We start from the raw sequence: 7,110 nt of genomic DNA on the forward strand, positions 1-7,110 counted from the left end.
ATCTTGGAGGTTACGTTGAAGCCGACGAGCCCGATCAGGATGATGGTCAGGCCATAGCTGTGCAGCAGCATGTTCCAGGGCTGGCAGAGCGCGACGATGCCGAGCACCATCAATATCTGCGACCCAGGCTCAAGGTATTTCTGGTTGATGGCGCGAAAACTCATTTGCGGATCGCTCCGAAGGACATGCCGCGCAGCAGATGATTGCGAAGCAGGAAGGTGAAGATGGCGACCGGCAGCAGGAACAGGAAGGTTCCGGAGGCGATCACCGTCCAGTCCGGCAGGCCCGAACCGACCTGGCTCGGGATGAAGGGAGGCGCGGTCTGGGCGCGGCGGTTGGTCATGATCAGCGCAAAGGCGTATTCGTTCCATGCGGTGATGAAACAGAACACGGCGGTGGCGGCGATGCCCGTGGCGGCCTCCGGCAGCACGATCTTGAAGAACGCCTCCATGCGCGTGTAGCCGTCGACAAGCGCGGCCTCCTCATATTCCTTCGGAATCTCGTCCATGAAACCCTTCATCAGCCACACGGAGAAGGACAGGTTGAAGGCGGTGTAGAGAATGATCAGGCCCAGATGCGTGTCGTTGAGCCCGACTGCCCGGTACATCAGGAACATCGGGATGGCGACCACCACCGCCGGCAACATGCGCGTCGACAGGATGAAGAAGAGCAGATCCGCCTCCCCTTTCACCTTGAAGCGCGAGAAGCCATAGGCGGTGAATGTCCCCATGCCGACCGCCAACACCGTCGAGGTGATGGCGATGATGAGCGAGTTCAGGAAGCGGCTCGGATATCCCGACCATTGCACCTGGCCCTTGCCGTCGCGCACGATCTTCTCGCCGCCGTCGAACACGACCCGCTCCCACCACGGGGCGGCGGCATATTCTTCGGCCGACGGCGGGCTGCGCAACTGTGAGCGCTTTGTGAAAAGTTTGACGAAAGGCGAGATGGTCGGCTCGAACATCACCGTCGGCGGGATCGTCGTGGCCAGGTTGCGTGGCTTGAACGAGGTCGCCACGATCCAGTAGATCGGCGCCAGGAAGATGATCGTCACCAAGAGGACGGCGACAATAGCGACCTTGTTGAGCGCCCGTTCACCCGAAGTCTGGACGGCCGCCATCTCAGCGCTCCTTAACTTTGTTGAGGTATTTCACATAGATGTTGGTGATCGCCAGCACCATGATCAGCACGATATAGGCAAGCGCGCAGGAGCGCCCCGTCTGCCATTCCTGGAAAGCCATCTTGTAGAGACGGATGGAAATCACCTCCGTGCTCGGCTGCGTCGACAGCACATAGGCAAGATCGAAAGTCTTGAAGGCTTCCATGGTGCGGAAGATGACCGCGATCATCAGGATCGGCGCGACCAGCGGCAGCGTGATGCGGAAGAAGGTATAGAACGGCCCGGCGCGGTCGATCGCGGCAGCTTCGTAAAGATGCTTCGGCACCGCCGAAAGCCCGGCGAGCGATAACAGCATGACGAAGGGTGACCACATCCAGATGTCCGTGAACGCGACCGCGTAGAGCGCCATCTTCGGGTCGCCGAGCCATTGGAATTTGCCGAGGTCGAGCACGTAGTTGATGACACCCCAGGACGGATCGTAGAGCAGCTTCCAGAACAGGCCGACCACCGCCATCGAGAGCATCATCGGCAAGAGCAGCAATGTCGTGATCAGGCCCTTGAGCGGAATGGTGCGATTGAGCAGCATTGCCGTTCCAAAGCCGACGACAACCTGACCGACGACCGAGACGATGACGTATTTCGCGGTCACCGCGAAATTGTTCCAGATATAAGGGTCGCTGAGGAGCTCGCGATAGTTCTTCAGTCCGACGAAATTGGCCGGCGCATTGGTCGATGCGCGGAAGTCAGTGAAGGAATAGCCGAGCGAATAGATCAGCGGAAAGATGTTGAAGACGATCAGGAACACGATCGTCGGAATGATGAAGAGGTTGCGTATCGAAATGTCGCTGAGGCCGCGAGAGGCGGCTCTGGAGGAGGTATTCAGCGGTGTGATCATTGTGGTCGCCAAGACCTGCTCCCATTCCTGAAAAAGAAAACGGAGGAGGCACGGGCCTCCTCCGCACTACATGTCGGTTATTGGCCGCGGCCGTATTTCTTGAACGTGGCGTCCCAATCCTTCGCCAGCGCATCCAGCATTTCCTTGGCCGTACCATCGCCGTTTACGATGTACGGATAGACACGCTGGTTGAGCTGCTGCAGCAGTTCCGCGTACTCCGGCACCGCCCAGAAGTCCTTGACCTTGAACATCGTGTCGTAGAAGGCCTTGTTGTAGGGCGTGGCGTTCTGGAACTCGGCCGATTCCAGCACGGCCTTGTTGCAGGTGTAGCCGCCGAGGGCCGCCCACTTCTTCTGCGTATCGTCCTGGATGAACCACTTCAGGAATTTCATCGCCTCTTCCTTGTTGTTGGAATAGGAGACGACGGAAATGCCCTGGCCGCCGAGCGCGGCGAACTGCTCGCCACCTGGACCTGCCGGGTTGGCGAAGAAGCCGGTGTTCTTGGCGTTCGGGTTCGACGCCTCGTTGATCAACGAGGGGAAGAAGGCGAAGTAGTTCATGCTCATCGCCGCCAGGCCTTCGGTGATGGCCTGGTTGTTCTCGACGAAAAAGGCGTTGGTCCAGCCCGGAGGCGTGAAGCCGAACAGCTTGCGGTAGTTTTCCGCCGCGGCCACCGCCTTGTCCGAGTTGATGATGCCGTCGACCTTGTAGGTACCGAAGTCGCCGAGCTCACCGCCATACGAGAACAGCGCGTTCTCGAAGCCCATCGCCAGGCCGTCATACTGGTTCTGGGTGTAGATGGCGATGCCGTAGCGGTTCTGGTCGGGCCTGTTGAAGAACTCCGCGATGTCGGTCATTTCCTTGAAGGTCTTCGGAACGGCAAGGTCGTAGCCATACTTGGCCTTGAACGCTTCCATTTCCTTCGGATCCTCGAACCAGTCCTTGCGGTAGGCCCAGCCCACGGCGTCGCCCTCGGCCGGGATCGACCAGTATTTGCCGCTGTTGCCGGGATATTCGGAGTAGAACTTGACCGTCGCCGGAGCCATCTTGTCGAGAACCTTGTTCTCTTTGACGAAGTCGGTGAGGTCGACATAGTGACCGCCCTCGGAGGCGGCACCAAGCCATTGCGAGTCGCCGACGACCAGGTCATAGGCGCTGCCCTTGGCGTTGAACTCGGTAAAGGCCTTGGTCTGGAAATCGGCCCACGGGGTGGTTTCCACCGTGATCTTGACGCCGGTTTGCTTCTCGTACTCGTTGCCGAGCTCCTGCAGATAATTTGCGGGATCCCATTCAGCCCAGAAGATGGTGAGTGACTTTTCCTGCGCGTAAACGGACGTTCCGCAGGCAAGCGTTAAGCCGATACCAGCAAGTACGCTGGTCACTAACTTGCGCATAATGATTTCCTCCCTTGTGCGCGTTCTACCTTATCGTGCGAGCCGGCAACGTGGCCGGCCCTGGTAGTTCCTCCCGTGATCGCACCTTTCCGGTTTCGAGCCTCCTCGCCCCGCCGGAAAATGGATCGCAGCCCTCACTTTCGATCCGCTTTTCTGATCCAATCTGGTATTACCAATTTTGCATGCGCGTCAAGCCCTTTCTTGGCAGCTTGACGTGGCCATTTCCATCGGATTACCGCTTTATCTGCCTGTTTTACCAAGATTTTCCTACTCAGTGATATGATCGGGTATTGTCCAATACCCCACCCAACCGCTAAGATCAGTAGTGTGCATGCCAATCTGGTCGAACCAGTTAGGCTCTATTTCACGACTGCCTTCGGATCGAGGCTGCCTCCTTCATCGACCGATTCCGCCACTGCCGCACGCACCAGCGCCCCGGCCGCCCACTGTGCGACCGACATCGTCCGGCGGCTGTCCAGCCCCCAGATATCCTTGAGCACGATCAGCACCTCGACGCCGAAGATAAGCGACAGCGCCTGTGCCAGCCGCTTGAAGTCGCGCGGCGGCAAACGGCCCTTGAGCGGCGAGAGCGCATCCTTCAGCAGGTCGATGCGGTGGCCACGCGTAAAGGCGGGCTCACCGCCCAGCGTGCCGGCCTGACGCCGCGCCCATTGATCGAGCGACAGCTTCAGTGCTGCCTTGAACGTAGCCTCGAAGGCCTCGATGCGCGGCATGGCCGTGTCGAACAGCTCGGCGACCCGGCGCTCGGCATCGGCGGAGGTCGATTGCCAGGTGAGGATTGGCCCCAGCCCCTCGTCGACGACGGCCTGCACCAGTGCCGACTGGCTCGGGAAGTAACGATAGGCGGTGGCGCGGGAAACCTCGGCCGCCTCGGCGACCTCGCTGACTGAGGGCGTGACGCCCGCCTGCATCAGCCTTGTTGCCGTCTCCAGCATCAGCCGTTTGGTCCGCGCGCGCGGCCCACGTTCGGGCACTGGGCCGGTTGCCCGTTCAGCCTCGTCGCTCGCAGCGGATTGTTGACGTGAGACATTCATACCAATACGATACGCGCGTCTCAAAAATTTGCAATGGTCCGCATCGTCAAGTGGCCCGGGCAATGAGCGATGGGGGCGGCATCGCGCCTGCCAGGATTGGGAGAGCGCAATGAAGCGTATTTATGTGGTGGGTACCGCGGACACCAAGGGCGAGGAACTCGCCTTCCTGGCCGATGCGATCACTGCTGCGGGCGCCCTCGTTTGTCGTGTCGATGTCGGAACGCGCGACGCAACCATCCCCGTCGATATCAGCGCGAGGGAAATCGCCGACCATCATCCGGGCGGCCGTGACGCCGTGCTCGGCGGCAATGATCGTGGCGCCGCTGTCGCCGCGATGGGCATCGCCTTCGCCCGCTTTGCCCAATCGCGCAACGACATCGCGGCCATGATCGGCATCGGCGGCGGTGGTGGCACATCGATCGTCACGTCGGGCATGCGCGCCCTGCCGCTCGGCCTGCCCAAGATCATGGTCTCGACGCTCGCCTCCGGCGACACCGCTCCCTACGTCGATGTCTCCGACATCATCATGATGCCTTCTGTGACCGACATGGCCGGACTGAACCGGCTCTCCCGTGTCGTGTTGCACAACGCGGCTCAAGCCATATCAGGCATGGCGGCCACCCCGGCGCCACCACCCGACGGCAAACCGTCCATCGGCCTCACCATGTTCGGCGTCACCACGCCTTGCGTGACCGCCATCGCCGACCAGCTCCGTTCCGGATATGACTGCATGGTCTTCCACGCCACCGGCACTGGCGGCCGCAGCATGGAAAAGCTGGCCGACAGCGGCTTGCTGTCCGGCGTCGTCGACATCACCACGACCGAAGTCTGCGATCTCCTGTTCGGCGGCGTGCTGCCGGCGACGGAGGATCGTTTCGGCGCCGTCGCACGCACGGGGCTGCCCTATGTCGGCTCCGTCGGCGCGCTCGATATGGTGAACTTCTGGGCGCCTTCGACCATCCCGGAGCACTATCGCGACCGGCTGTTCTACGAACACAATCCCAACGTCACGCTGATGCGCACCGCGGCGGACGAATGCCGTGCGATCGGCGAGTGGATCGGCACCAGGCTCGCCCGCTGCGGGGGGCCGGTGCATTTTCTCATCCCGGAAAAAGGCGTCTCGGCGCTCGACATCGAAGGCGGCGCCTTCTTCGACCCGGAAGCCGACGCCGTTCTGTTCGATGCAATCGAGCGCACCATCAAGCCCAACGGCAAGCGCCGCGTGACGCGCCTGCCGCTGCATATCAACGACCCGGAATTCGCAAGGGCTGCAACAGCGGCCTTCCTCGACATCGCCAGACAGTGAGAGACCTCAAAAAATGCCCGCCATACCGCGCAAGGACATCTTGAAGAAATTCAGGGGAATGATCGACAAGGGCGTGCCGATCGTCGGCGGCGGCGCCGGCACCGGCCTGTCGGCGAAGGCCGAGGAGGCCGGCGGCATCGACCTCATCATCATCTACAATTCCGGCCGCTACCGCATGGCCGGGCGCGGCTCGGCCGCCGGCCTGCTCGCCTATGGCAATGCCAACGAGATCGTCAAGGAAATGGCCTATGAGGTGCTGCCGGTGGTCAGACACACGCCGGTGCTGGCCGGCGTCAACGGCACCGACCCCTTCGTCATCATGCCGCTGCTGCTGGCAGAGCTGAAGACGATGGGCTTTTCCGGCGTGCAGAATTTTCCCACCATCGGCCTGTTCGACGGCAGCATGCGGCAGAGCTTCGAGGAGACCGGCATGGGCTTCGGCCTCGAGGTCGACATGATCGCCGAGGCGCACAAGCTCGACCTCTTGACCACGCCCTACGTCTTCAACCCGGATGAGGCCCGCGCCATGACAAAAGCCGGCGCCGACATCGTCGTCGCCCATATGGGTGTGACGACAGGTGGCTCGATCGGCGCCACGTCGGCCAAGTCGCTCGACGACTGCGTTCAGGAGATCGACGCCATCGCCAACGCCGCGCGCTCGGTGCGCAAGGATGTCATCCTGCTTTGCCATGGCGGCCCGATTTCGATGCCCGACGACGCCCGTTACATTCTCTCCCAGGCCAAGGGCCTGCACGGCTTCTATGGCGCCAGCTCGATGGAACGGCTGCCGGCGGAAGCCGCGATCGCCAAGCAGACGGCCGATTTCAAGGCCGTCGCGCTCGGCGGCCAGAAGACCACATTCAAGAAAAAGAAGGGATGAGTGAGATGACCGACAAGAGCAAAGTGTTCGTGTACCCGAAGGACGTCAGCGCCTTCGGCTTCGACTGGGGAAAATTGGCGCTGACGGTGGCGCCCGAAGTGAATGGCGCAACCCGCTTTTCCGGCGGCGTCGTCGACCTGCCTTCCGGCAAGGGCCACACGCGCCACAACCATCCGGGCGCGGAAGAAATCATCTTCGTCATCTCAGGCCATGGCGAACAGATGGTCGAGGACGAGAGGGGCAATCCGATGGTCGAGAAGGTTGGCCCCGGCTGCACCATCTATGTGCCGGAAAGCCGCTTTCATTCGACGCTCAACACCGGCGACGGGCCGATGCAGCTGTTCGTCGTCTATTCGCCGGCAGGACCTGAACTGGTTTTGCGTGAGCTACCGGATTTCAGGTTGATCCCGCCGGGACAGTGATCTTTCCTCGGTTCCGGCTCCCTCCTCTCCCCTCGGGG

At 61.4% G+C, this 7,110-nt stretch carries 7 protein-coding genes; 3 read left to right on the plus strand and 4 right to left on the minus strand.

Annotated elements, in window-relative coordinates; translation table 11 throughout:
- Positions 1-160 precede the first annotated feature (160 nt).
- From EN991_RS16835 to EN991_RS16850, 4 genes are all read right to left on the minus strand, one after another.
- Positions 161-1,120 carry a carbohydrate ABC transporter permease gene (locus tag EN991_RS16835; protein ID WP_013529496.1) on the minus strand — a complete coding sequence of 320 codons (960 nt, stop codon included), beginning with the start codon at positions 1,118-1,120 and terminating at the stop codon, positions 161-163.
- Between the two features lies 1 nt (position 1,121).
- Positions 1,122-2,027 carry a sugar ABC transporter permease gene (locus EN991_RS16840; RefSeq protein ID WP_013529495.1) on the minus strand — a complete coding sequence of 302 codons (906 nt, stop codon included), beginning with the start codon at positions 2,025-2,027 and terminating at the stop codon, positions 1,122-1,124.
- Between the two features lie 65 nt (positions 2,028-2,092).
- Positions 2,093-3,409, minus strand: coding sequence for an extracellular solute-binding protein (locus tag EN991_RS16845; RefSeq protein WP_013529494.1), 1,317 nt, complete (start codon positions 3,407-3,409; stop codon positions 2,093-2,095).
- 359 nt (positions 3,410-3,768) lie between these two features.
- Complete coding sequence (locus EN991_RS16850; protein ID WP_127369165.1) at positions 3,769-4,464, minus strand: TetR/AcrR family transcriptional regulator; 696 nt, start codon at positions 4,462-4,464, stop codon at positions 3,769-3,771.
- A 109-nt stretch (positions 4,465-4,573) separates the two neighbouring features.
- Here EN991_RS16850 and EN991_RS16855 point away from each other — a divergent pair, with 109 nt between their 5' ends.
- Genes EN991_RS16855 through EN991_RS16865 form a run of 3 tightly spaced genes read left to right on the plus strand, consistent with a single transcriptional unit; the run spans position 4,574 to position 7,072 of the window.
- Positions 4,574-5,770, plus strand: a complete 1,197-nt coding sequence (locus tag EN991_RS16855) for a Tm-1-like ATP-binding domain-containing protein (RefSeq protein ID WP_127369166.1) — start codon at positions 4,574-4,576, stop codon at positions 5,768-5,770.
- A 13-nt stretch (positions 5,771-5,783) separates the two neighbouring features.
- Positions 5,784-6,650, plus strand: a complete 867-nt coding sequence (locus EN991_RS16860; protein ID WP_013529491.1) for a phosphoenolpyruvate hydrolase family protein — start codon at positions 5,784-5,786, stop codon at positions 6,648-6,650.
- A 5-nt stretch (positions 6,651-6,655) separates the two neighbouring features.
- Positions 6,656-7,072 carry a cupin domain-containing protein gene (locus EN991_RS16865; RefSeq protein ID WP_127369167.1) on the plus strand — a complete coding sequence of 139 codons (417 nt, stop codon included), beginning with the start codon at positions 6,656-6,658 and terminating at the stop codon, positions 7,070-7,072.
- The last annotated feature ends 38 nt before the right edge of the window (positions 7,073-7,110 follow it).

The organism is Mesorhizobium sp. M7A.F.Ca.US.005.03.2.1 (assembly GCF_003997795.1).
Lineage (GTDB): Bacteria > Pseudomonadota > Alphaproteobacteria > Rhizobiales > Rhizobiaceae > Mesorhizobium > Mesorhizobium ciceri.

Coding starts and splice junctions, on each gene's coding strand:
- EN991_RS16865 (WP_127369167.1), top strand. CDS start 6,656: ATGACCGACAAGAGCAAAGTGTTCGTGTACCCGAAGGACGTCAGCGCC.
- EN991_RS16845 (WP_013529494.1), bottom strand. CDS start 3,409: ATGCGCAAGTTAGTGACCAGCGTACTTGCTGGTATCGGCTTAACGCTT.
- EN991_RS16860 (WP_013529491.1), top strand. CDS start 5,784: ATGCCCGCCATACCGCGCAAGGACATCTTGAAGAAATTCAGGGGAATG.
- EN991_RS16850 (WP_127369165.1), bottom strand. CDS start 4,464: ATGAATGTCTCACGTCAACAATCCGCTGCGAGCGACGAGGCTGAACGG.
- EN991_RS16835 (WP_013529496.1), bottom strand. CDS start 1,120: ATGGCGGCCGTCCAGACTTCGGGTGAACGGGCGCTCAACAAGGTCGCT.
- EN991_RS16855 (WP_127369166.1), top strand. CDS start 4,574: ATGAAGCGTATTTATGTGGTGGGTACCGCGGACACCAAGGGCGAGGAA.